The organism is Streptomyces sp. NPDC042364, assembly GCF_056437585.1.
The window spans coordinates 249731-272291 of sequence record NZ_JBWKAJ010000011.1; the positions used below are offsets into that span (position 1 = coordinate 249731).

Below are 22561 nucleotides of genomic sequence, written 5' to 3' on the forward strand. Positions count from 1 at the left end.
GGCTGATCCACTACTCAGTGTCGCCCAGCGCCCGATCGGACGCCCGGCGTTTTAGCCGCGGCCGGTGAGCCGCCGTGCGTGGTTCAGGTGGGCGCCGAGCTGCTTCTGGACGCGCTCGGTCGCCTCGTCGAGTGCCTTGCGGGTCCGCCGCCCGCTGCCGTCGCCCGCCTCGAACGGGTCGCCGAAGACGACGTCGACGCGGGAGCGCAGCGGGGGCAGCCCCTTGATCAACCGTCCGCGCCGCTCCGTGCTTCCCAGTACGGCCACCGGGACGATCGGGGCGCCGCTGCGGACGGCGAAGTAGGAGAGCCCGGCGCGCAGCGAGGCGAAGTCGCCCTCACCACGGGTGCCCTCCGGGAAGATGCCCAGCACACCGCCGTTCTCCAGGACGGCGAGCGCCTGGGTGATGGCGGTGCGGTCGGCGGTCGAACGGTCCACCTTGACCTGCCCGATACCGAGCAGGAAGGGGTCGAGGGGACCGATGAACGCCTCCTTCTTGATGAGGAAGTGCGTCGGCCGGGGTGCCACGCCCATGACCATGGGGCCGTCGATGTTGTGGGAGTGGTTGACGGCGAGGATCACCGGGCCGGCCGTGGGGACCTTCCAGGCGCCCAGGACGCGCGGCTTCCACAGCCCGTACATGAGGCCGACGCCGATGCGCCGGCCGACCTCGGCGCCCCGTACCGAGGGGGCCTCGGCCGACGGGGCCCGGCCCGAGGGGGCGCGGTCCGAAGAGGCCTCGCTCACTTCGCCGCCCGCTTCTCCTCGACGAGGGTGACGACGCACTCGATGACCTGCTGGAGGGTGAGGTCCGAGGTGTCCACCTCGACCGCGTCGTCCGCCTTGGCGAGCGGCGAGGTCTTGCGGCTGGAGTCGGCGGCGTCCCTCTTCAGGAGAGCCTCGCGGGTCGCCTGGACGTCGGCGCTCTTCAGCTCGCCGCTGCGGCGGGCGGCGCGGGCCTCCGGGGAGGCGGTGAGGAAGATCTTCAGGTCGGCGTCCGGCAGCACGGTCGTGCCGATGTCGCGGCCCTCGACGACTATGCCCTTCTCGGCGTCGGCGGCGATGGATCGCTGCAGCTCGGTGATCCGCGCGCGGACCTCCGGTACGGCGCTGACGGCGCTGACCTTGGAGGTGACCTCGTGGGTGCGGATCGGGCCGGCGACGTCGGTGCCGTCGACCGTGATGGTCGGCGCGGACGGGTCGGTGCCCGAGATGATCTCCGGCTTGCCGGCCACGGCGGCGATCGCCGACGGGTCGTCTGTGTCGATGCCGTTGTTGACCATCCACCACGTGATCGCCCGGTACTGGGCGCCCGTGTCGAGGTAGCTCAGCCCGAGCTGCGCTGCCACGGCCTTCGAGGTGCTCGACTTGCCCGTGCCGGAGGGGCCGTCGATGGCAACGATCACTGTGGCGCGTTCCACTGGGGGGCACCTTTCCTGTTCCGAGATGGCGGGGCGAGACGGAAAGCGCCCCGGACCAGGGTACTGGGTGCGCGTAGCCCGTCCGGCCCTACCCGGGGGCGGCGCCCCCTCCCCCGGTCTCGCCCCGGAACGCCGGACGCCGTCCCCAGGGGTCACTGCCGCAGCGCCCATCCTCGCTCGCGCAGGGCGCCCGTCAGTACCGGCACCGCCTTCGGCTCCACCATCAGCTGGACCAGGCCGGCCTGCTGGCCGGTGGCGTGCTCGATGCGGACGTCCTCGATGTTGACGCCGGCCGCGCCGGCGTCGGCGAAGATCCGGGCGAGCTGGCCGGGCTGGTCGTCGATGAGGACGGCGACGGTCTCGTAGACGCGCGGCGCGGAGCCGTGCTTGCCGGGGACGCGGACCTGGCCGGCGTTGCCGCGGCGCAGGACGTCCTCGATGCCGGTGACGCCCTCGCGGCGCTTGGCGTCGTCGGAGGCCTGGAGGGCGCGCAGGGCCTGGACGGTCTCGTCGAGGTCGGCGGCGACATCGCTGAGGAGGTCGGCGACGGGGCCGGGGTTGGCGGAGAGGATGTCGATCCACATGCGCGGGTCGGAGGCCGCGATGCGGGTCACGTCCCGGATGCCCTGCCCGCACAGCCGTACGGCCGCCTCCTCGGCGTGCTCCAGCCGTGCGGCGACGAGGCTGGAGACGAGATGCGGCATGTGTGAGACCAGGGCGACGGCCCGGTCGTGGGCGTCGGCGTCCATGACGACGGGCACGGCCCGGCAGTGCGAGACCAGCTCCAGGGCCAGGTTCAGGACCTCGGTGTCGGTGTCGCGGGTCGGGGTGAGCACCCAGGGCCGGCCCTCGAAGAGGTCGCCTGTGGCGGCCAGGGGGCCGGACTTCTCCCGGCCCGACATGGGGTGGGTGCCGATGTAGGCGGAGAGGTCGAGGCCCAGCTCCTCCAGCTCACGGCGGGGGCCGCCCTTGACCGAGGCCACGTCGAGGTAGCCGCGGGCGAGGCCCCGGCGCATCGCGTCGGCGAGGGTCGCCGCCACGTGCGCGGGCGGGGCGGCGACGACCGCGAGGTCCACGGGCCCGGCGGGCGGCTCGTCGGTGCCGGCGCCGAGGGCGGCCGCCGTGCGGGCCTGCTCGGGGTCGTGGTCACTGAGGTGGACGGTCACACCGCGCTGGACGAGGGCGAGCGCGGCGGAGGTGCCGATGAGGCCGGTGCCGATGACGAGTGCGGTTCTCACTGGGCGATGTCCTTGCGGAGTGCGGCCGCGGCGCCCAGGTAGACGTGCGCGATCTCGGAGCGGGGCCGGTCGGACTCGATGTGCGCGAGGATCCGTACGACCCGGGGCATCGCGCCCTCGATGTCGAGTTCCTGCGCGCAGATCAGCGGTACGTCGACGATGCCGAGCCCCCGGGCCGCGGCGGCCGGGAAGTCGCTGTGCAGATCCGGGGTGGCCGTGAACCAGATGCTGATCAGGTCGTCCTGGGTGAGCCCGTTGCGCTCCAGGACGGCGGTGAGCAGTTCGCCCACGCGCTCGTCCATGTGCGCCGCCTGGTCCTCGTCGAGTTGGACGGCGCCCCGGACCGCTCGTACCGCCACGGTTTGGCTCCTTACCTGCTGTGCGTCACGGCTCCTTGCCCGTCCAGCCTAGTGAGCCCGCCCGGCCCGGGCGCGCGGCGCCCGCCTGCCGAGACACCTATACGTCGCATCACTTATGGCATTCTGTCCCGAGTTGCCCGCATATCACCTTCGGAGTGACGGCATGACGATGGGTACGACACGGCGCATGGTGCTGGCGACCGGCGCGTCGGGCGCGGCGGCGCTGCTCGCGGGCTGCGGCGGAGGCGGTGACGGCGGCTCCGACGAGACCACGGCCACGGGGGGCGCGGGCGAGGCCCTGGCGACGACGGCCGACATCCCGGTCGGCGGCGGCAGGATCTTCAAGGACGAGAAGGTCGTCGTCACCCAGCCACAGGAGGGCGACTTCAAGGCCTTCTCCGCGGTGTGCACCCACCGCGCCTGCCTGGTCTCCACGGTCGAGGACGGCACGATCAACTGCCCGTGCCACGGGAGCAAGTTCAAGATCACCGACGGCTCGGTGACCCATGGCCCCGCCCAGCGGCCGCTGCCCGCCGAACAGATCAAGATCTCGGGAAACTCGATTCAGCTGGCCTGACCGGGCCCCGTACGCTCCGGGCATGCAGCCCTCGCCCGCCCACGCCCTGGTCCGCGACCACACGATCTACGCCTGTGTGATGGGTTCGCGTGCCTTCGGGCTCGCGACGGACGACAGCGACACCGACCGCCGGGGTGTGTTCCTGGCGCCGACCGCCCTGTTCTGGCGCTTCGAGAAGCCGCCGACGCATGTGGAGGGACCGGCCGAGGAGCAGTTCGGCTGGGAGCTGGAGCGCTTCTGCGAGCTGGCCCTGCGCGCCAACCCGAACATCCTGGAGTGCCTGCACTCCCCCCTGGTGGAACACGTCGACGACACGGGCCGGGAGCTGCTGTCCCTGCGCGAGGCGTTCCTGTCGCGGCAGGCCCACGAGACGTTCGCCCGGTACGCCCTCGGCCAGCGCAGGAAGCTGGACGCGGACGTCCGCACGCACGGCGCGCCCCGCTGGAAGCACGCCATGCATCTGCTGCGCCTGCTGATGAGCTGCCGCGACCTGCTGCGCACGGGCGCGCTCACCATCGACGTGGGTGACCAGCGCGAGCCCCTGCTGGCCGTCAAGCGCGGCGAGGTCTCCTGGGACCGGGTCGAGTCGTGGATGACCCGGCTGGCCGCCGAGGCCGAGGAGGCGGCGGCCCGCTCCCCGCTGCCGGCGGAGCCGGACCGGGCCCGGGTCGAGGACTTCCTCGTCCGCACCCGGCGCGCGTCAGCCCTGCGGGCCGTCGAGGCGGACCCGGATCACGAAGTCGTGCAGGGCGTCGTACGCGGAAGGGTTCTCGGGCAGCGCTGACAGGGCCTGCTCCTCGTCGAGGGTCCGCTGGAGCCGCTCCACGTCCTGCGCCACCCGCTCCTGGTCCACCTCTGCCTTGCCGCGCTCCTGTGCCGCCTTCGCGGCGACGAGGTCCGGCAGATACGCGGGGGCCTCCTCGATCTGCGGCAGCAGGCTCGGCAGATGGGCCTGCACCTCGCCGCTGCGCATGAGGTGGATGCCGGTGAGCAGCACCCGGAACGTGTAGAGCAGCGGCTTGAGTTCACCGGTCTTCTCGAACAGCCGCCACTGGGTGATGGCGAAACCCCGGTAGTGGTGGGCGTGGTGCCGGGTGAGGACGCCCGGCGCGAGGGCGATCAGTTCGCGGTGCGCCTCGCCCGTGTGCACGACGAGGGGGGAGAGCAGCTGCTCCAGCACATAGCCGTTGCGGCGCAGCATCAGCCGTACGAACTTGCGCAGATCGTGCGTGACGAGGTCCATCTCGACGCCGTCCCGGTCCCTCCCCCATGTTCTCGACTCCGCTGGAACAGGGAGGTACCCCCACCTCGACCGGGTCTCCTCCGGCTCGCTCAGGCCGACCAAGTGTGCGGCGGGCAGCAGATGCACGCCGCGCAGGTCGACGTCCGAGTCGTGCGAGGGGAAGCCGTACAGGTGGGCTCCGGAGACGGTGGCGAACAGCAGGGGGTCGGGCTGTTCGGCCACCACCTGGGCCAGGTCGATGTCGAGGGCGTCGATCATCCCTCAAGCGTCCCAGAGCGCCCCCAGCGATACGAGGTCGCCCTGGTACTCGATCCGGTCGGCCCACTCGGCGGGCCAGGCGCTCGGACCGTGCCAGGCGCCCGCGAACGCCCCGGTGAGGCAGGCGATGGAGTCCGAGTCGCCGGAGGTGCAGGCGGCGCGGCGCAGTGCGGTGACGGGTTCGTCGACGAAGAGGAGGAAGCACAGCAGACCGGTGGCGAGGGCCTCCTCGGCGATCCAGCCCTCCCCGGTGGCGAGGCAGGGGTCGGTCTCCGGGGACGGGGTGCGCAGGGCCTGCTGGACGCGGTCCAGGGCTTCGAGGCACTCGTCCCAGCCGCGGGCGATGTAGTGCTCGGGCGAGGGGTCCTGGCTGTAGGTCCACAGGTCGCCGAGCCAGCGCGCGTGGTACCGGGAGCGGTTCTCGTACGCGTACGAGCGCAGCCGGCCGACCAGGCCGAGCGGTTCGGCGCCCTGGGCGAGCAGCCGTATCGCGTGGGCGGTGAGGTCGGAGGCGGCGAGCGCGGTGGGGTGGCCGTGGGTGAGGGCGGCCTGCAACTGGGCGGCGCCGGCGCGCTGTTCGTCGCTGAGCGGGCCGATGAGGCCGATGGGCGCGACCCGCATGTTGGCGCCGCAGCCCTTGGAGTGGATCTGGCTGGCGAACTGCCAGGGGTGGCGCTCCCGCGCGAGGAGGTCGCAGGCGACCAGGCAGGTGCGGCCGGGGGCGCGGTTGTTCTCCGGGGAGCGGGACCAGTCCACGAACTCCTTGCGGACGGCCCGCTCCATGGCCTCGGGGCCGAGCACCCCGCGGTCCATGGCGGCCCGCAGCCCGTGGCCGAGGGCCAGGGTCATCTGGGTGTCGTCCGTGACGATCGCGGGCTTCGGCAGTTCCATCTGCCGCCAGGGGCCGAGTTCGGCGAGGATCGACGGTACGTCGTTGAACTCGGTGGGGAAGCCGAGCGCGTCCCCGAGGGCGAGGCCGAGCAGGGATCCGGTGGCGGCGCGTTTCGCGAGCAGCGTCGTGGTCATCGGGGCCGTCCTTCCGTGGTGGGTCGCAGCAGGGGCGGGTGCAGGGCGGTGGCCCCACCCGCTCGGTACAGCGCGGCGGGCTTGCCGCGGCCGCCGGTCAGACGGGCGGCACCGGGCACCTGTTCGACGAAGCCCGGCGTGGCCAGGACCTTGCGCCGGAAGTTGGGCCGGTCGAGCGGAGTGCCCCACACGGTCTCGTAGACCTGCTGCAGCTCGCCGAGCGTGAACTCGGGCGGGCAGAAGGCGGTGGCGAGACAGGTGTACTCGAGCTTGGCGCCGACGCGTTCGTGGGCGTCGGCGAGGATGCGGTCGTGGTCGAAGGCGAGCGGTCCGACGGCGTCGAACCGCAGCCACTGGGCCTGCGCAGCGTCGCCGCCGCCGTGCGGGACGGGCGGGTCGGGGAGCAGTGCGGCGAACGCGACGGTGACGACCCGCATCCGGGGGTCCCTGCCGGGCTCGCTGTAGGTCCGCAGCTGCTCCAGATGGAGCCCGGAGCCGTCCGTGACCCCGGTCTCCTCCGCGAGCTCCCGCCAGGCGGCCTCCTCGGCGGACTCGTCCGGCAGCACGAACCCGCCAGGCAGCGCCCAGCGCCCGGCGTAGGGCTCCTGGCCACGTTCGACGAGGAGGACCTGGAGGGTGCCCGCACGGACAGTGAGGACGGCGAGGTCGACGGTGACGGCGAAGGGTTCGAAGGCGTGCTTGTCGTAGCCCTCGGGTGAGGTCATGCCCATCGCCCCCTTGATGGCCGTTCTGATTTATGGTCACTCTGACTAATAGTCATCCCGACTATAAATGCGCGGAGGTGGGGGCACAACCCTTTTGCGGGGAAAGGAACGCCAAGAGGGGGCCGGAAACGGCAAAGGGCCGCCCCCGGGGACGAAACCCGGGACCGGCCCACCACTGAACTCCGGGAGACCTAGAGGTCGACCTCCGCCATCAGCATTCCCACCTCGGTGTTCGACAGGCGGCGCAGCCAGCCCGACTTCTGGTCGCCGAGGGTGATCGGCCCGAAGGCGGTGCGGACGAGCTTGTCGACGGGGAAGCCGGCCTCGGCGAGCATCCGGCGCACGATGTGCTTGCGTCCCTCGTGCAGGGTGACCTCGACGAGGTAGTTCTTGCCGGTCTGCTCGACGACCCGGAAGTGGTCCGCGCGCGCGTACCCGTCCTCCAGCTGGATGCCGTCCTTCAGCCGCTTGCCCAGGTCGCGCGGGATCGGGCCGACGATGTGCGCGACGTAGGTCTTCTTCACGCCGTACTTGGGGTGGGTGAGCCGGTGCGCCAGCTCACCGTGGTTGGTGAGCAGGATGACACCCTCGGTCTCGGTGTCCAGGCGGCCCACGTGGAAGAGCCGGGTCTCGCGGTTGGTGACGTAGTCACCGAGGCACTGCCGGCCCTCGGGGTCCTCCATGGTCGACACGACACCGGCGGGCTTGTTGAGGGAGAAGAACTGGTACGACTGCGTCGCCACGGTCAGGCCGTCGACCTTGACCTCGTCCTTCTCCGGGTCGACCCGCCGGCCCTGCTCGGTGACGATCTCGCCGTTGACCTCGACACGGGCCTGCTCGATCAGCTCCTCGCAGGCGCGCCGGGAGCCGTAACCCGCGCGGGCGAGCACCTTCTGCAGCCGCTCACCCTCCTGCTCGGCGCCCGGGAAGGTCTTGGGCAGCTTGATGTCCTTCTTGCCCGCGTACCGCTCCCGGTTGCGCTCCTCGGCCCGCGCGTCGTACTCGCGTGAGGTCGCCGGGGCCGAACGGCCGCGCCCGCGGGGCTGCTGCGCCTGCTTGGGGCCGCCCTTGGCGCCGCCCCGCGCGGAGGCGCCCCGCCCGGACTTCGGGCCGTCCTGCGTCCCGCCGGGGCCCACGTCGTAGCGGCGCTCCTCGGGGCGGGGCTTGCGGGGACGGCCCTGGCCGCCCTGCTTCTGGTCCCTGTTGTTGCCGGCACCGCGGTGGTTACCGCGCCCGCCGCTCTTGCCGCTACCGCTGCTTCGCATCAAAGTTCCGTCGTCGTCGTGTCAGTCATGGCCGACGTGGGTCCGTCGTCCGCGTCCGGGGCATCCGGATCGAACGACGGTACGGCTTCCTGGGTCTCGGCCTCGATCGCCTCGGCCTCCGGGAGGAAGGGCGCGAGTTCCGGTAGCTCGTCCAGGCCGCGCAGGCCCATCCGCTCCAGGAAGTAGTTCGTCGTCGTGTACAGGATCGCACCTGTTTCGGGTTCCGTGCCCGCCTCCTCGACCAACCCGCGCTGGAGCAGGGTCCGCATGACCCCGTCACAGTTGACCCCGCGCACCGCGGAGACGCGGCTCCGGCTGACCGGCTGGCGGTACGCGACCACGGCCAGCGTCTCCAGCGCGGCCTGCGTGAGCCGGGCCTGCTGCCCGTCCAGCACGAACCGCTCCACGGCGGCCGCGTACGCGGGGCGGGTGTAGAACCGCCAGCCCCCGGCGATCAGCCGCAGCTCGAACCCGCGCCCCTGCGCGGTGTAGTCGTCGGCCAGCTCCCTCAGCGCCTTGGCGATCTGCCGCTTCGGCCGCTCCAGGATCTTGCTCAGGTGCTCCTCGGTCGCGGGCTCGTCCACGACCATGAGGACCGCCTCCAGGGCGGGTTTGAGGTCGAGGCCGGCGACGGTACGCGGCCCCCCTGACACCACGGTCGCCTCGGTCGTCTCCTCGCTCACGCCTTCTCCTCCTCGGGGGGCTCGGGCGGCCGGTCGAACTCGTCCGTGACCACGGGTTCCGCGCCGACCCCGCCCGTCCAGCGGACGACCAGATCGCCGAGGGCTGTCTCCTGGTCCAGGGCCACGGCCTTCTCCCGGTACAGCTCCAGCAGCGCCAGGAACCGGGCCACGACGGTCAGGGTGTCGTCGGTGTCCTCGACGAGCACCCGGAAGCTGGCCTCCCCCAGCTCCCGCAGCCGCGCCACGACGATGCCGGCCTGCTCCTGGACGCTGACGAGGGGCGCGTGGATGTGGTCGACGTACACCTGCGGCCTGGGCTTGGGCTGCATGGCCTTCACGGCCAGCCTGGCGAACCCTTCCGCCCCGATGCTGATGACCACCTCGGGCAGCAGCTCCGCGTGCTGCGGCTCCAGACCGACGGTACGGGGGTAGCGCCGGGCCTCCTCCTCCAGCCGCCCGTTGAAGATCTCCGCGATCCGTTTGTACGCCCGGTACTGCAGCAGCCGGGCGAACAGCAGGTCCCTCGCTTCGAGGAGCGCGAGGTCGCCCTCGTCCTCCACCTCGGCGGCGGGCAGCAGCCGGGCCGCCTTCAGGTCGAGCAGCGTCGCGGCCACGACGAGGAACTCGGTCGTCTCGTCGAGGTCCCAGTCCGGTCCCATGCCGCGGATGTGGGCCATGAACTCGTCGGTGACCTTGGAGAGCGCGACCTCGGTGACGTCCAGCTTGTGCTTCGAGATCAACTGGAGCAGCAGATCGAACGGCCCCTCGAAGTTGGCGAGCCGAACCTTGAAGACCCCGTCGTCGGCGCCCTCGCCCTGCCCGCCCCCGTCCGACGCGCTCCGGCCCTGCGGCCCGAGCTCACCGGTGGCCGTACCGGTCTCGTCGACCGACGACACCGCCCCGGCCGGCACTCCGGCCCCACCGGTCACCGACCGAGACTCATCGACCTCCGCCACCACCCCGGCCCGAGGCCCGGCCCCACCGGTCGCCACCTGAGACTCGTCGGCCTCCGCCACCACCCCGACGTGAGGCACCAGATCATCCGCCGCCGTCTGCGGCTCACCGGCCTCCGCCGCCACCCCGGCGCGAGACCCCGGCTCATCCGCCGCCGTCGGAGGCTCCACAACGCCCGGCCGGCCAACAGCGAGCTGCCCGACGGTCTCCGGCACCGCCCGGGCCCGAGGCCCGGTCTCACCGGTCGCCGCCTGCTGTTCCGCAGCCGCCGCCTCGCCTCCGGCGCCGACCCCGGCCGGGGCCGCGGTCTCCGGCGCGGCTTCGGCGCCAGCGGCGGCGTCGTCGGCAGCGGCAGCGGCAGCGGCAGCGGCAGCGGCAGCGGAGGGGGCCTCATCGCCGCCGCCTGCGTCGTGGGCGGTCGTTCCGCGGGGCGGAACGGGTGGGCACACCCCGCCGGCCTCAGCGGGGGCACGCTCGTCAGCCGGCGCCTCGCCCACCGGCGAACCCGGCGGAGTCACCCGCGGAACCCCCGGTCCCCTCCCCAGCGCACGCCGACGGCCGGCGGGACCGCCGGAGGACGCCGCCGACGACGAGGAGTCATACGAGGTCATAGCCCCCGCAGGCTACCTCTACCGCCCGCGCAGCCGCCGTACGAGGATGCTCGCGTCCCCGCGGGACTCCAGATCCGCCAGCACCACGGCGACGGCCTCCCGGACGATCCGCCCCCGGTCGACGGCCAGCCCGTGCTCCCCGCGCAGCACCAGCCGCGCGTGTTCGAGGTCCATCAGCTCCTCGGCGGACACATACACGGTGATCTTCTCGTCGTGCCGCTCACGCCCACTGGGCCGGCGCCCGGCGGCCCGCCCCCGCTTGCGCGGCGCGGCCCCGGCGGCCGCGCCCGGCGCGGCAGAACCTTCCTGCGGCTTCGGCTGGCGCCCGGCGGCGGCCCGCTCGGCCCCCGCGGCGGCGGACCGGCTGCGGGGCTGCTCACCACCGTCGGCCTCGGCGTCCGCGGCCACATGCTCGGACCCCTCGCCGTCCCCGCCCTGCACGGGCACCGACGGCGGCGCGTCGTCCACGGCGGCGCCGACGTCGCTCTCCCCCGCGGGAGCGGGCACACGGGCTTCTCCGTTGGCCCCCCGCCGGGGAGAGGACGGCTGAAGCGCCATTCCCCCTGTCGTACGGAAGAGTTCGTCGGCCCCCGGCAGACTCACTCGGCGTGACACCGGGCGAGCACCTCCCTGGCGAGCTGGCGGTAGGCGGCGGCGCCGACGGAGTTGGAGGCGTACGTGGTGATCGGCTCACCGGCGACCGTGGTCTCCGGGAAGCGGACCGTGCGCCCGATGACCGTGTGGTAGACGTGGTCGTCGAACGCCTCGACGACCCGCGCGAGCACCTCGCGGCTGTGCACCGTGCGGGAGTCGTACATGGTGGCGAGGATGCCGTCGAGCTCCAGCTCGGGGTTGAGCCGCTCCTGGACCTTCTCGATGGTCTCCGTCAGCAGCGCGACACCGCGCAGCGCGAAGAACTCGCACTCCAGCGGCACGATCACCTTGTGCGCGGCCGTCAGGGCGTTCACGGTGAGCAGACCCAGCGAGGGCTGACAGTCGATCACGATGTAGTCGTAGTCGGCCATCAGCGGCTTCAGCGCCCGCTGGAGCGTGGACTCGCGGGCGACCTCCGAGACCAGCTGGACCTCGGCCGCCGAGAGGTCGATGTTGCTCGGCAGCAGGTCCATGTTCGGGACCGCGGTCTTCAGCAGGACCTCGTCGGCCGACATGCCCCGCTCCATGAGCAGGTTGTAGACCGTGAGGTCGAGTTCCATCGGGTTCACCCCGAGGCCGACCGAGAGGGCGCCCTGCGGGTCGAAGTCGACGAGGAGGACCCGGCGGCCGTACTCCGCGAGCGCGGCACCCAGGTTGATGGTCGACGTCGTCTTGCCGACCCCGCCCTTCTGGTTGCACATCGCGATGATCTTCGCGGGACCGTGGTCGGTCAGCGGGCCGGGGATCGGGAAGTACGGCAGCGGGCGCCCGGTCGGGCCGATGCGCTCGCGGCGCTGGCGGGCCGCGTCGGGCGCGAGCGTCGCCGCGTACTCCGGATCGGGCTCGTACTCGGCGTCGGGGTCGTAGAAGTGCCCGTCGGGCAGCTCGTCGTAGTCGGCGAAGTGGTTGTGGACCCCGCCACTTCCGTCGCCGGCCATGGCGTTCACGTGTTGGCCATCCATGCTCTGGTGTGCTGGCTGAGTCACCCCTGAGGACTGGTGACCCTGGTGGGCTGCGAAGGTGCGGACTGCGACGGAGCCGACAGCCGCGAACCCCGTGGGTCCCGAGACCCGCGCAGGCATTCCTGGTTGACCACCCCCGGGAGTAAATGTCGACTCATTCACAAGTCGTCTTACCTCCTTGGTGACCAGGAAACTTCTAGATAGGTCAGCGTGGCACCATGCCGACGGTTGGCGACTCTATGGCGTGTCGGCGGTCCGCAGCAACACAATCCGCCGGACCCGGCCCGATGTGTCGGCAATGAAACATGCGTCTGTCAAGGGCGTAGGGCCGTCGCACAGCAGGTTTCACCGGTGCGTGAAACATCCGAAGGGTTACGTTCGAGGCGAGTTGCGCGAGTGTCGCAAAGTGACCATACACACATCCGGCCGGACCTTGTCGGGCAAGATCCGGCCGGGAAACCGCTGTTGACAACCTGTGTTGACGTATCGCCTTTTACCGAAAGGTGACTCAAAGCAGCCCGTCGGCGGCCCTTCGGTCAGCCGAGGAGCGAGGCCAGTTCGGTGTGCTCCAGTCCGTGCGCCTCCGCGACCTCGCGGTAAACCACCGCCCCGTCATGCGTGTTGAGCCCCTTGGCCAGCGCCGGGTCACGGCGCAGCGCCTCGACCCAGCCGTGGTTCGCGAGTTCCACGATGTACGGGAGCGTGGCGTTGGTCAGCGCGTACGTGGAGGTGTTGGGCACCGCGCCGGGCATGTTGGCGACGCAGTAGAAAACCGACTCGTGGACCGGGAAGGTCGGTTCGGCGTGGGTGGTGGGGCGCGAGTCCTCGAAGCAGCCGCCCTGGTCGATCGCGATGTCGACAAGGACACTTCCCGGCTTCATCCGCGACACGAGCTCGTTGGTGACCAGCTTCGGCGCCTTGGCGCCCGGGATGAGGACGGCGCCGATGACGAGGTCGGCCTCCAGGCACGCCTTCTCCAGCTCGAAGGCGTTGGAGACGACGGTCTGGATCTTCGTGCCGAAGATCTTGTCGGCTTCCTTGAGCTTGTTGATGTCCCTGTCGAGCAGGGTCACATGGAAGCCCATGCCGATGGCGATCTGCGCGGCGTTCCAGCCGGAGACACCGCCGCCGATCACGACGGCCCGCCCGGCCAGCACACCCGGCACACCGCCGGGGAGCACACCGCGGCCGCCGTTGGCCCGCATCAGGTGGTAGGCACCGACCTGGGGGGCGAGCCGGCCCGCGACCTCGGACATCGGGGCCAGCAGCGGCAGCGCGCGGCTCGGCAGCTCGACGGTCTCGTAGGCGATCGCGGTGGTGCCCGACTCGACGAGCGCGTCCGTGCACTCCTTGGAGGCGGCCAGATGCAGATAGGTGAAGAGCGTCTGGTCCTTGCGGAGGCGGTGGTACTCCTCGGCGATGGGCTCCTTGACCTTGAGCAGCAGGTCCGCGGCGGCCCACACCTCGTCCGCCGTGGCCAGGATCTCGGCGCCTGCGGCCACATATTCGGCGTCCGGGATCGACGAACCGACACCGGCGCCCTGTTCGATGACGACCTGGTGGCCGTGGCGCACCAGCTCGTGCACGCCGGCCGGGGTGATCGCCACTCGGAACTCGTTGTTCTTGACCTCGCGGGGGATGCCGACCTTCACGTCGATCACGGTCCTTGGATCGGAGGGGTGTGGGGGCTCGCACGCATAAGCGGTACATGCCCGCACGATGCAGGACATACCCGTACGCATCGGAGCGCACCGGGAGACACCGCAGGAGAACCGGCGGCGCAGCCAGTCTAATGAAGGTATCCCCGCTGTCTAGCCTTTCAATGCATCAATCTTTTGCGGATGCACTGCGGATTTCGTAGGCGTTAGGGTCGTGTTCCGTCTCGATCTCGCCGCTCTCGCCGGCTTCCGGCCGTGTGAGCTCGTCGCCGAGCAGCCGCTCGGCGACCGCCCGGTGCAGCCGGGCCGCCGCCGGATCGCCGAGCCGTTCCAGGGTGTCGGCGAGCCGCAGCCGGAGCGCGGCCTGCAGCCGGACGTCCTCAGCGCGCCGCGCCCATTCCACCGCCTCCTGGCAGGTGGACAGCGCCTCCTCGGGGCGCCCGGCGTACTCCTGGACGCGCGCCATCTCGCTCAACGCCCTTGCCTGGCCGCCCACGTCGCCGAGCCTGCGGTAGCCGGTGAGGGCCGAACTCCAGTTGCGCAGCGCCTCGCCGTAGCGGCCCGCGTAGGTGTGCGCGGTGGCGATACGGCCGTACAGCCGGGCGGCGTCCTCGCGCTCGTCCCGGGCGAGCCGCTGGGCGAGGGCCCTGCCGTACCAGTCGGCGGCCCGTTCGTAGTCCTCCAGCTCCTGGTGGGCGCCGCCTACGGATTCCATCGCGCGGCCGGTCGCATAGGGGTCGTTCGCCTGCCGTCCGGCGTCGAGGGCGGCCCGGTAGCGGGCCAGCGCCGCCTTGGTCCGGCCGGTACGGGCGTCCAGGTCGCCCAGGTTCAGCAGGGCGGCCGCCTTCTCGCGGGGCAGGTCGCGGCGCTCGGCGACATCGAGGACGAGCCGGTGGATGCCGTACAGGTCGGCGGCCGCGGCCCGGGTGCCGAAGTGTGCCACCAGGGCCCGGACGAGCTGGGACATCAGCCGCCGGGCGAGGGTGTCCAGCTGGCCGTCCGCGACGGCGAGCCGGGCGGCGGCGAGCAGCGCGGGCCTGCGGACCCGCAGCCACTCCTCGGCGGCCCGGGGGCTCGGGAACCGCAGCGCCTTGGGCATGCCGAGGAGCTTCTCGCGGGCCAGCGGGCTGTCGGTCTCGGTGATGGCCCGGCAGGACTGCAGCAGCCGTACCGTACGCTCCAGCATCCGCGCCCGGGCCAGCTGGATCTCGGCCGGCTTCTCCTGGCTCTCGGCGGCGGCCCACAGCAGCGGCTGGAGGCAGCCGGGGACCTCGTACTGCGGCATGGCCGAGGCGGTCCGGTGCAGGAACCCGAGGGCCACGAAGTCGTCCAGCGCGGTGCGGGCCGCGCCGACCGAGCAGCCGGCCAGCCCGGAGGCGATGTGCGGGTCGACCAGGCCGGCCGGAGCGAGCGCGAGGAGACGCAGTGTCCGTGCGGCGCTGTTCGGGAGCGCCGCGTACGACAGCCGGAAGACCTTGGCGAGGGCGGGGGCGCCGTCGTCCTCGGCGCGCAACTGTTTGGCCAGGTCGGAGACGGCGACCGTGGGCCGGGCGGCGAGCCATCCCCCGGCGAGCCGCAGCGCGGCGGGCTGGGCCGCGCACGCCTCGGCGAGGATCTCGGCGGAACGCGGGTCGACGGTGACGCGCACCGAGCCGGTGAAGCGTTCCAGCAGTTCCACCGCGGACTTGGTGTCCAGTCCGCCCAGGGTGCACGGGCGGACGTCGGAGATGCCTGTCAGCGGCCCCCCGGAGACCGCGACGACCAGGGAGTCGGGGGTGTCCGGCAGCAGCGCGTCGACCTGTTCGGCGTCGACCGCGTCGTCCAGCAGCAGCACGACCCGGCGGTCGGCCAGCGCCTCCCGCAGCGCCTCGCTGAGGTCGTCCTCGTCGGCTCCGGCGGGAGCGGGGAGACCGAGTGCGCCGAGCAGTTCCCCGGCGGCCCGCTCGACCGGGACGCGGGTGCCGTCCGGCTCGGCGAGGCGGGCCCGGAGCACCCCGTCCGGGTAGCCGTCGGCGATCTGCCGGACGAGCTCCTCGGCGAGCGCCGTACGGCCGAAGCCCGGCCTGCCGGCGATGAGCAGCACGCGCGCGTGCGGGGCCTTGCGGCCGGCGAGGGTATTGAGCCCGGCGCGGTCGATGTCGGCCCGCAGCTCCTTCAACTCCCGTGCCCTGCCGAGGAACTGACTGACCGTGGGGGCGGCCTCGACAGCCGGGGGCCGCCCTTTTCCGGAGACCGGGGCTCCCCCGGTCTCCACCGCCTGATCCGCCACGGGCCACACTCCCGTCCCACCGCACGAGCCGGCCCGCCGGGGCTCCGGATCGGGCGTTTCCCGAGCCTAGTTCACGCTCTGCGACGATCTCGGCGGAGCAGGGCGGACAGATCCCTCGATCGGATCAGCGGATCGTACGACTGGAGCCGTCAGGGGTGGACGGCCCCTGGAAACCGCCCTCGATGGGCGGCCCCCGGGACGCGCCGGGTGGCCCCTAGGACTCGAACGGTCGCGCGGGCCACGGCGCCTCGGCCGGACGCAGCGCGTCCACCCCGTCGCCGCTCCGCGCCGCCACCAGCGAAAGCACGCCCACCACCAGGCAGTTGTTGTGCAGCTCCCCGGCGAGGACACCCCGGGCCAGCTCGTCGAGGGGCACCCGGGCCAACTCCATGTCGGCCTCCTCGTCCTCCACCTCGAAGCGCCGCCCCTCGGCCTCGGAGAGATCGCGGGCGAGGAAGATGCGGACCGCCTCGTCGCAGCCGCCGGGCGTGGTGTAGACGTCGGTCAGCACCCGCCAGTCCTCCGCCTTGACGTGCGCCTCCTCGTACAGCTCGCGCTGGGCGGCGTGCAGCGGGTTCTCGCCCGGCACGTCCAGGAGGCCCGCCGGGATCTCCCACAGCTTCTGGCGCACGGGGTGGCGGTACTGGCGGAGCACCAGTACCCGGTCCTGGCCGTCGAGTGCGAGAACCGCGACGGAGCCGGGGTGGACCTGGTAGTCGCGGCGGACCACCGAACCGTCGGGCATGACCACGTCGTCGGTGCGCACGGAGGTCTTCTTGCCGACGAACGGCGTCTCGCTCTCCCGGACCTCCCACTCCTCGGCGGTGTCCTTGATCGTCATGTCGCCTCGTCCTCCCACACGTGCCATGAGACCGGGGTGCACCTCCCGAAAGAGACGCACCCCGGTCACCGTACAACCCTTGCGCTGTCTAACTCGCCGTCACCGGCTGCTACTTGCTGTCACTGCCCCGCGGTCTTGCGCTCGACGGCCGCCTTGACCAGACCGGCGAAGAGCGGGTGCGGGCGGGTCGGACGGGAGCGCAGCTCGGGGTGCGCCTGGGTCGCGACCAGGTAGGGGTGGACCTCGCGCGGGTACTCGACGTACTCCACGAGCTTGCCGTCGGGCGAGGTGCCGGTGAACTGCAGGCCCGCCTTCTTCTCCAGTTCCGCGCGGTAGGCGTTGTTCACCTCGTAGCGGTGGCGGTGGCGCTCCTCGACGTACTCCTTGCCGTCGTACACCTCGCGCACGATCGAGCCCTCGGCGAGCTTGGCGGGGTACATGCCCAGGCGCATCGTGCCGCCCATGTCGCCTTCACCGGCGACGATGTCCAGCTGCTCGGCCATGGTGGAGATGACCGGGTGGGCGGTGGCGGAGTCGAACTCGGTGGAGTTGGCGTCCGGGATGTCTGCGAGGTTGCGCGCGGCCTCGATCACGATGCACTGCAGGCCGAGACAGAGGCCCAGCAGCGGGATGCGGTTCTCGCGGGCGTACTGGATGGCGCCCACCTTGCCGGAGACCCCGCGGTCGCCGAAGCCGCCCGGGATGCAGATGGCGTCGACGTCGGCGAGCTGCGCCGCGGCGCCGGCCGGGGTCTTGCAGTCGTCGGAGGTGACCCACTTGATCTTCACACGGGCCCGGTTGGCGAAGCCGCCCGCGCGCAGCGCCTCGGTGACCGAGAGGTAGGCGTCGGGCAGGTCGATGTACTTGCCGACGAGCGCCAGGTTGATCTCGTGCCGCGGGTTGTGGACGCGGTCGAGCAGGTCGTCCCAGGTCGTCCAGTCCACGTCGCGGAACGGCAGGTCGAGCTTGCGGACGACATAGGCGTCGAGGCCCTCGCCGTGCACGGTCTTCGGGATGTCGTAGATCGAGCGGGCGTCGGGGCAGGCCACGACGGCGGCCTCGTCGACGTCGCACATGAGGGAGATCTTCCGCTTGATCGCGGCAGGGACCTCGCGGTCACAGCGCAGCACGATCGCATCCGGCTGAATACCGATGTTGCGCAGCGCCGCAACCGAGTGCTGTGTCGGCTTCGTCTTCAGCTCACCCGACGGCCCGATGTACGGCAGGAGCGAGATGTGGACGACGAAGACGTTGTCACGGCCGACCTCGTGGCGGACCTGGCGGACGGTCTCCAGGAACGGCAGCGACTCGATGTCGCCGACCGTGCCGCCGACCTCCGTGATGACCACGTCGACCTCGTCGGAGGCCATGCGCCGGATGCGGTGCTTGATCTCGTTGGTGATGTGCGGGATGACCTGCACGGTGTCGCCCAGGTACTCGCCGCGCCGCTCCTTGGCGATGACGGTCGAGTAGACCTGGCCCGTGGTGACGTTGGCGGAGCCGTCCAGGTCACGGTCGAGGAAGCGCTCGTAGTGACCGATGTCCAGGTCGGTCTCGGCGCCGTCGTTGGTGACGAACACCTCACCGTGCTGGAAGGGGTTCATCGTGCCCGGGTCGACGTTCAGGTACGGGTCGAGCTTCTGCATGACGACACGCAGGCCGCGGGCCTTGAGCAGCATGCCGAGGCTGGAGGCGGTCAGACCCTTGCCGAGCGAGGAGGCGACACCCCCGGTGACGAAGATGTGCTTGGTCGTCGTGGTGCTGTTTCGGAAAGCAGCGGGCGGCATGGCCAAGAGGGGGCTCCCGTGGTCGCGGTTCTGGGTGCGGGTCGGCCGCCGCCCGATCGGGTCGTCGGGGGGTGCCGTCGCTGCGGTTCGGGGGTCCCTTGCGAGTCGGGGCGCCCACCGGTCCACGGGCTACCAGGGTATCAGCGACCGGCCACGATCGCTTCCGGCCACGCTCCGCGCACGGGCCGCCACGGACTTCGTACGACAGTCGGCGAATACCGGCCGCGGGTCACCCCTGGCTCACTCGTTCGGCCCACTCGCGTTGCCTGGAGCGGGACGCGGAGCCCTCCGCTGCGTCGTATCCTCTTCGGACACTCGCTGCCGAGCCCGGCCGGGGAAACGGCACCACCCCCGCCCGTCTCCGGAAACACGAGAGCTCGTCAGTTCGTTGAGCAACGAGGGCCTCATATGCGTTGAGGATCGTTGAGCGACATCGCATGACACCGTCCCTTGGATCACTCTGGAAACATCGATCCTTTGTCGATCCCTTGGGTCCCTTGACCGCACACCGCACAGCGACCGCCCCTCGGGGGGCGACGTGGCCGTTCGACTGGAGTTGCACGTGGCCGGGCGCATCGAAGACTACGCACTCATCGGAGACATGCAGACCGCTGCCCTGGTCTGCCGGGACGGGACGGTCGACTGGCTGTGCCTGCCCCGCTTCGACTCCCATGCCGTCTTCGCGGGCCTGCTCGGCACGGAGGAACACGGCTTCTGGCGCCTCGGCCCCGCCTACGCGGCCGACGCGGAGCCGCCGACGGCCTCCCGGCGCCGGTACCGCGGCGACTCGCTGATCCTGGAGTCCGAGTGGGACACCCCGCGCGGCACGGTCCGTGTGACCGACTTCATGCCGCCCCGTGACGGTGCCCCCCAGCTGATCCGCATCGTCGAGGGCATCAGCGGCCGGGTCCCGATGCGCTCGGCGCTGCGGATGCGCTTCTCCTACGGCCGGGTCGTGCCCTGGGTGCACAAGCACGAGGGGCGCACGGTGGCGGTCGCCGGGCCGGACTCGGTGTGGTTCGACACCGAGTGCGAGACGTACGGCAAGGCGCTGACGACGTACGCCGACTTCACGGTGACGCCGGGTGACCGCATCGCCTTCACCATCTCCTGGCAGCCTTCCCACAAGGAGCCGCCGCCGCTGCCCGAGCCCGAGCCGTCGCTGCAGGCCACGGAGGAGTTCTGGCGCGAGTGGGTGGAGCACTGCACGTACCACGGCCCCTACCGTGAGGCGGTGGTCCGCTCCCTGATCACGCTGAAGGCCCTGACGTACGCCCCGACCGGCGGCATCGTCGCCGCGCCGACGACCTCGCTCCCGGAGCACATCGGCGGCGTGCGCAACTGGGACTACCGCTACACCTGGCTGCGCGACGCGGCCATCACCCTGTCCTCGCTGCTGCGCACCGGCTACCGGGACGAGGCCCGTGCCTGGCGCGAGTGGCTGCTGCGGGCGGTCGCCGGCGACCCGGAGAACCTGCAGATCATGTACGGCATCGCCGGTGAGCGGGAGCTGGGCGAGGCGGAGCTGGAGTGGCTCCCGGGCTATGAGAACTCAGCGCCCGTCCGGGTCGGCAACGGCGCCGCGCACCAGCTCCAGCTGGACGTGTACGGCGAGGTCACCGAGGCCCTGCACCTGGCCCATATGACGGGTCTGGCCCGCAACGACTACGCCTCCCTGCTCCAGCTGAAGCTGATCCGCTACCTGGAGGACCACTGGGACGAGCCGGACGAGGGCATCTGGGAGGTGCGCGGTCCGCGCCGCCACTTCGTGCATTCCAAGGTCATGGCCTGGGTCGCCGTGGACCGCACGATCAAGCTCATCGAGTCCGGCGACGCGGACGGACCGTTGGAGAAGTGGCGCGAGCTGCGCGACGACATCCACCGCGACGTGTGCGAGAAGGGGTACGACAAGGAGCGCAACACCTTCACGCAGTCGTACGGCTCGAAGGAGCTGGACGCGTCGCTGCTGCTGATCCCGCAGATGGGCTTCCTGCCGCCGGACGACAAGCGCGTCATCGGCACCATCGAGGCGATCCAGCGGGAGCTGTCGACCCAGGACGGCTTCATCCTGCGGTACCCGACCGCCGGTGAGGACGAGGGCGTGGACGGGCTGCCGGGCGACGAGGGCGCGTTCCTCGCCTGCTCGTTCTGGATGGCGGACGACCTGGCGATGATCGGCCGCGTCGACGAGGCCCGCAAGCTCTTCGAGAAGCTGCTGTCGCTCCGCAACGACCTGGGACTGCTGGCCGAGGAGTGGGACCCGGCGCTGAAGCGCCAGGTCGGCAACTTCCCCCAGGCGTTCAGTCATGTCCCCCTCATCGACACGGCCCTGCGGCTGACCGCCTCGGGGGCGTACGGCGGCTGACGCACGCCCCCCGATCCGTCGCGCACGGCGGCGGATCGGCGCACGACCAGGCGCACGCGGCAAGCGCTTGCGCCTGGTTCGGGGGCGCGCGTCCGGCTTCGGCGCGCTCCCGCCGCCGAACAGGACCGATCCGGTGTACCCGCCTAGCCTGGAGTGAGTCCTGTCCCCTGGCTGAAAGGGGCCGGTCATGGCTCCCCTTTCCAAGGCGCACACGGCGCTGATCGAACTGCGCGAGGATCTGACGGGTGAGGTCCTCGCCCCGGGGGACCCCGGGTACGACGACGCGCGGACGGTCTTCAACGGGATGATCGACCGGCGTCCGGCGGTGATCGCGCAGTGCGAGAACCAGAGCGATGTCGTCCGGGCCGTGCGCTTCGGCCGGGACCTCGACCTCAACATCGCGGTGCGCGGCGGCGGCCACAGCGTGGCCGGATCGGCCCTCAACGACAACGGCCTGGTCATCGACCTGCGCCGGATGCACGCGGTCACGGTCGACCCCGCCGCGCGCAGCGTCCGTGTCGAGGGCGGCGCCACCATGAGCCACCTCGACCGCGCCACCGAGCCGTACGCTCTCGCCACCACCGGCGGCCGGGCCTCGACCACCGGTGTCGGCGGTTTCGTGCTGGGCGGCGGCAGCGGCTGGCTTGAACGGGCCTTCGGGCTCGCCGTCGACAACCTCCTGGGCGTGGAGCTGGTGACCGCCGACGGCCGTACGGTCCGCGCGACCGACGAGGAGAACCCGGAGCTGTTCTGGGCCCTCCACGGCGGCGGCGGCAACTTCGGCGTCGCCACCGCTCTCACCCTCCGCCTGCACGAACTGCCCGCCTTCGCGATCGCCCTGCTGCTGTACGAGCCGGAGCACGGCCCCGAGGTCGTCCGCGTCTTCCGCGAGGTCGTCGAGAACGGTCCGCGGGAGGCGGGCGGGGGCGTCCTGTACTTCACCGGCCCGCCCGAGGAGTTCGTCCCCGGGCACATGGTGGGCAGACTCGTGTGCGGGATGCTGCTCACCTACGCCGGCACCGAGGACGACATGCGCAAGGTGGCCCAGCCGCTGCTGGCGCTGCCGCACGAGGCCGAGGTCGTCGGCGCGATGCCGTACGCGGACGTGCAGTGCATGATCGACGATCCGCCCGGTCTGCGGAACTACTGGTCGGCGGAGTACCTGACCGGCCTGCCGGACGATCTGGTCGACGTCTTCTGCGCCCAGGCCCGCTCGATGCCCGTGCCGACCAACTCGCAGCACATCCTCTTCCCGTACGGCGGCGCGGTCGCCGACGGCCCCGCCGGGTACCCGGTGCCGTACCGGGACGCGCCGTGGGCCGTGCACCCCTTCGGTGTCTGGGAGGACCCGGCGGACGACGAGCGGACCATCCGGTGGGTACGGGACGTCCGCGAGCACGTCCGGCCGTGGAGCACCGGCGCGGTCTACCTGAACTTCATCGGCGACGAGGGCGAGGGCCGGGTCCTGGCGGGTCTGGGCGCCGAGAACGCCCGGCGGCTGATGGCGGTGAAGGCCGAGTACGACCCCGACAACGTCTTCCGCTTCAACCACAACATCCCGCCCCGTGACCCCAAGGGCCGGGCCGCCGCCCACTGAGCGCTCCCCCAGGGGGTGCTCCCCACGGGGCGGAGATGCCCGGTCGGCACACGCGCGGGTACCGTCCG

The 22561-nt window shown here is 71.7% G+C and carries 20 protein-coding genes; 4 read left to right on the top strand and 16 right to left on the bottom strand.

Annotation, left to right across the window (positions count from 1 at the left end):
• Nucleotides 1–51: 51 nt before the first annotated feature.
• The 4 genes from AC067N_RS23495 to aroH all read right to left on the bottom strand — a co-directional run bounded on the left by AC067N_RS23495 (nucleotide 52) and on the right by aroH (nucleotide 3018).
• Nucleotides 52–786: a lysophospholipid acyltransferase family protein gene (locus AC067N_RS23495; protein WP_478680831.1), complete on the bottom strand. Its 735-nt coding sequence runs from the start codon at nucleotides 784–786 to the stop codon at nucleotides 52–54.
• Entirely contained in the window at nucleotides 744–1421 is a 678-nt protein-coding gene (gene cmk, locus AC067N_RS23500; RefSeq protein WP_478680832.1) for a (d)CMP kinase, read from the bottom strand. The genes AC067N_RS23495 and cmk overlap by 43 nt, the downstream gene beginning before the upstream one ends.
• Nucleotides 1422–1573: 152 nt before the next feature.
• Complete coding sequence (locus tag AC067N_RS23505) at nucleotides 1574–2659, bottom strand: prephenate dehydrogenase (RefSeq protein ID WP_478680833.1); 1086 nt, start codon at nucleotides 2657–2659, stop codon at nucleotides 1574–1576.
• A complete protein-coding gene (aroH, locus tag AC067N_RS23510; protein WP_478680834.1) occupies nucleotides 2656–3018 on the bottom strand; it encodes a chorismate mutase in 363 nt (120 codons plus the stop codon). The genes AC067N_RS23505 and aroH overlap by 4 nt, the downstream gene beginning before the upstream one ends.
• Before the next feature lie 163 nt (nucleotides 3019–3181).
• Between aroH and AC067N_RS23515 the strand changes: the two genes are divergently transcribed.
• Entirely contained in the window at nucleotides 3182–3595 is a 414-nt protein-coding gene (locus AC067N_RS23515) for a Rieske (2Fe-2S) protein (protein WP_478680835.1), read from the top strand.
• Nucleotides 3596–3617: 22 nt separating this feature from the next.
• Nucleotides 3618–4379, top strand: a complete 762-nt coding sequence (locus tag AC067N_RS23520) for a nucleotidyltransferase domain-containing protein (RefSeq protein WP_478680836.1) — start codon at nucleotides 3618–3620, stop codon at nucleotides 4377–4379.
• On the opposite strand, the gene AC067N_RS23525 is transcribed toward AC067N_RS23520, so the two are convergent.
• The 12 genes from AC067N_RS23525 to AC067N_RS23580 all read right to left on the bottom strand — a co-directional run bounded on the left by AC067N_RS23525 (nucleotide 4296) and on the right by AC067N_RS23580 (nucleotide 18531).
• A complete protein-coding gene (locus AC067N_RS23525) occupies nucleotides 4296–5096 on the bottom strand; it encodes a nucleotidyltransferase domain-containing protein (RefSeq protein WP_478680837.1) in 801 nt (266 codons plus the stop codon). The genes AC067N_RS23520 and AC067N_RS23525 overlap by 84 nt on opposite strands.
• A gap of 3 nt (nucleotides 5097–5099) precedes the next feature.
• Nucleotides 5100–6122 (bottom strand): ADP-ribosylglycohydrolase family protein, encoded by a 1023-nt coding sequence (locus tag AC067N_RS23530; RefSeq protein ID WP_478680838.1) that lies wholly within the window; start codon nucleotides 6120–6122, stop codon nucleotides 5100–5102.
• Entirely contained in the window at nucleotides 6119–6847 is a 729-nt protein-coding gene (locus AC067N_RS23535; RefSeq protein ID WP_478680839.1) for an NUDIX hydrolase, read from the bottom strand. The genes AC067N_RS23530 and AC067N_RS23535 overlap by 4 nt, the downstream gene beginning before the upstream one ends.
• Nucleotides 6848–7038: 191 nt before the next feature.
• The gene (locus AC067N_RS23540; protein ID WP_159766540.1) at nucleotides 7039–8112 is read right to left on the bottom strand and encodes a pseudouridine synthase; all 1074 of its coding nucleotides are present in this window, start codon (nucleotides 8110–8112) and stop codon (nucleotides 7039–7041) included.
• Complete coding sequence (scpB, locus tag AC067N_RS23545) at nucleotides 8112–8795, bottom strand: SMC-Scp complex subunit ScpB (protein WP_478680840.1); 684 nt, start codon at nucleotides 8793–8795, stop codon at nucleotides 8112–8114. The genes AC067N_RS23540 and scpB overlap by 1 nt, the downstream gene beginning before the upstream one ends.
• Complete coding sequence (locus AC067N_RS23550; RefSeq protein WP_478680841.1) at nucleotides 8792–9724, bottom strand: segregation and condensation protein A; 933 nt, start codon at nucleotides 9722–9724, stop codon at nucleotides 8792–8794. Before AC067N_RS23550 ends, scpB begins: the two co-directional genes overlap by 4 nt.
• A gap of 654 nt (nucleotides 9725–10378) precedes the next feature.
• The gene (locus AC067N_RS23555) at nucleotides 10379–10975 is read right to left on the bottom strand and encodes a hypothetical protein (protein ID WP_478680842.1); all 597 of its coding nucleotides are present in this window, start codon (nucleotides 10973–10975) and stop codon (nucleotides 10379–10381) included.
• Complete coding sequence (locus tag AC067N_RS23560) at nucleotides 10960–12096, bottom strand: ParA family protein (RefSeq protein WP_079054846.1); 1137 nt, start codon at nucleotides 12094–12096, stop codon at nucleotides 10960–10962. The genes AC067N_RS23555 and AC067N_RS23560 overlap by 16 nt, the downstream gene beginning before the upstream one ends.
• 416 nt (nucleotides 12097–12512) lie before the next feature.
• Nucleotides 12513–13637 (bottom strand): alanine dehydrogenase, encoded by a 1125-nt coding sequence (gene ald, locus AC067N_RS23565; RefSeq protein ID WP_478680843.1) that lies wholly within the window; start codon nucleotides 13635–13637, stop codon nucleotides 12513–12515.
• A gap of 166 nt (nucleotides 13638–13803) precedes the next feature.
• Complete coding sequence (locus AC067N_RS23570) at nucleotides 13804–15903, bottom strand: tetratricopeptide repeat protein (protein ID WP_478680844.1); 2100 nt, start codon at nucleotides 15901–15903, stop codon at nucleotides 13804–13806.
• A 214-nt stretch (nucleotides 15904–16117) separates the two neighbouring features.
• Nucleotides 16118–16744, bottom strand: a complete 627-nt coding sequence (locus AC067N_RS23575; RefSeq protein ID WP_478680845.1) for an NUDIX domain-containing protein — start codon at nucleotides 16742–16744, stop codon at nucleotides 16118–16120.
• A gap of 119 nt (nucleotides 16745–16863) precedes the next feature.
• Nucleotides 16864–18531, bottom strand: coding sequence for a CTP synthase (locus AC067N_RS23580; RefSeq protein WP_478680871.1), 1668 nt, complete (start codon nucleotides 18529–18531; stop codon nucleotides 16864–16866).
• Nucleotides 18532–19093: 562 nt separating this feature from the next.
• Between AC067N_RS23580 and AC067N_RS23585 the strand changes: the two genes are divergently transcribed.
• Both AC067N_RS23585 and AC067N_RS23590 read left to right on the top strand, forming a co-directional pair.
• Nucleotides 19094–20896 carry a glycoside hydrolase family 15 protein gene (locus AC067N_RS23585; protein WP_478680872.1) on the top strand — a complete coding sequence of 601 codons (1803 nt, stop codon included), beginning with the start codon at nucleotides 19094–19096 and terminating at the stop codon, nucleotides 20894–20896.
• A 187-nt stretch (nucleotides 20897–21083) separates the two neighbouring features.
• Complete coding sequence (locus AC067N_RS23590) at nucleotides 21084–22493, top strand: FAD-binding protein (protein ID WP_478680846.1); 1410 nt, start codon at nucleotides 21084–21086, stop codon at nucleotides 22491–22493.
• Nucleotides 22494–22561: the final 68 nt, after the last annotated feature.

What these genes read in the sequence shown, in the direction of transcription:
- AC067N_RS23515 (WP_478680835.1), top strand. Translation starts at nt 3,182, where the DNA reads ATGACGATGGGTACGACACGGCGCATGGTGCTGGCGACCGGCGCGTCG.
- AC067N_RS23590 (WP_478680846.1), top strand. Translation starts at nt 21,084, where the DNA reads ATGGCTCCCCTTTCCAAGGCGCACACGGCGCTGATCGAACTGCGCGAG.
- AC067N_RS23575 (WP_478680845.1), bottom strand. Translation starts at nt 16,744, where the DNA reads ATGACGATCAAGGACACCGCCGAGGAGTGGGAGGTCCGGGAGAGCGAG.
- AC067N_RS23530 (WP_478680838.1), bottom strand. Translation starts at nt 6,122, where the DNA reads ATGACCACGACGCTGCTCGCGAAACGCGCCGCCACCGGATCCCTGCTC.
- AC067N_RS23580 (WP_478680871.1), bottom strand. Translation starts at nt 18,531, where the DNA reads ATGCCGCCCGCTGCTTTCCGAAACAGCACCACGACGACCAAGCACATC.
- AC067N_RS23535 (WP_478680839.1), bottom strand. Translation starts at nt 6,847, where the DNA reads ATGACCTCACCCGAGGGCTACGACAAGCACGCCTTCGAACCCTTCGCC.
- AC067N_RS23525 (WP_478680837.1), bottom strand. Translation starts at nt 5,096, where the DNA reads ATGATCGACGCCCTCGACATCGACCTGGCCCAGGTGGTGGCCGAACAG.
- AC067N_RS23540 (WP_159766540.1), bottom strand. Translation starts at nt 8,112, where the DNA reads ATGCGAAGCAGCGGTAGCGGCAAGAGCGGCGGGCGCGGTAACCACCGC.
- AC067N_RS23560 (WP_079054846.1), bottom strand. Translation starts at nt 12,096, where the DNA reads ATGCCTGCGCGGGTCTCGGGACCCACGGGGTTCGCGGCTGTCGGCTCC.
- AC067N_RS23520 (WP_478680836.1), top strand. Translation starts at nt 3,618, where the DNA reads ATGCAGCCCTCGCCCGCCCACGCCCTGGTCCGCGACCACACGATCTAC.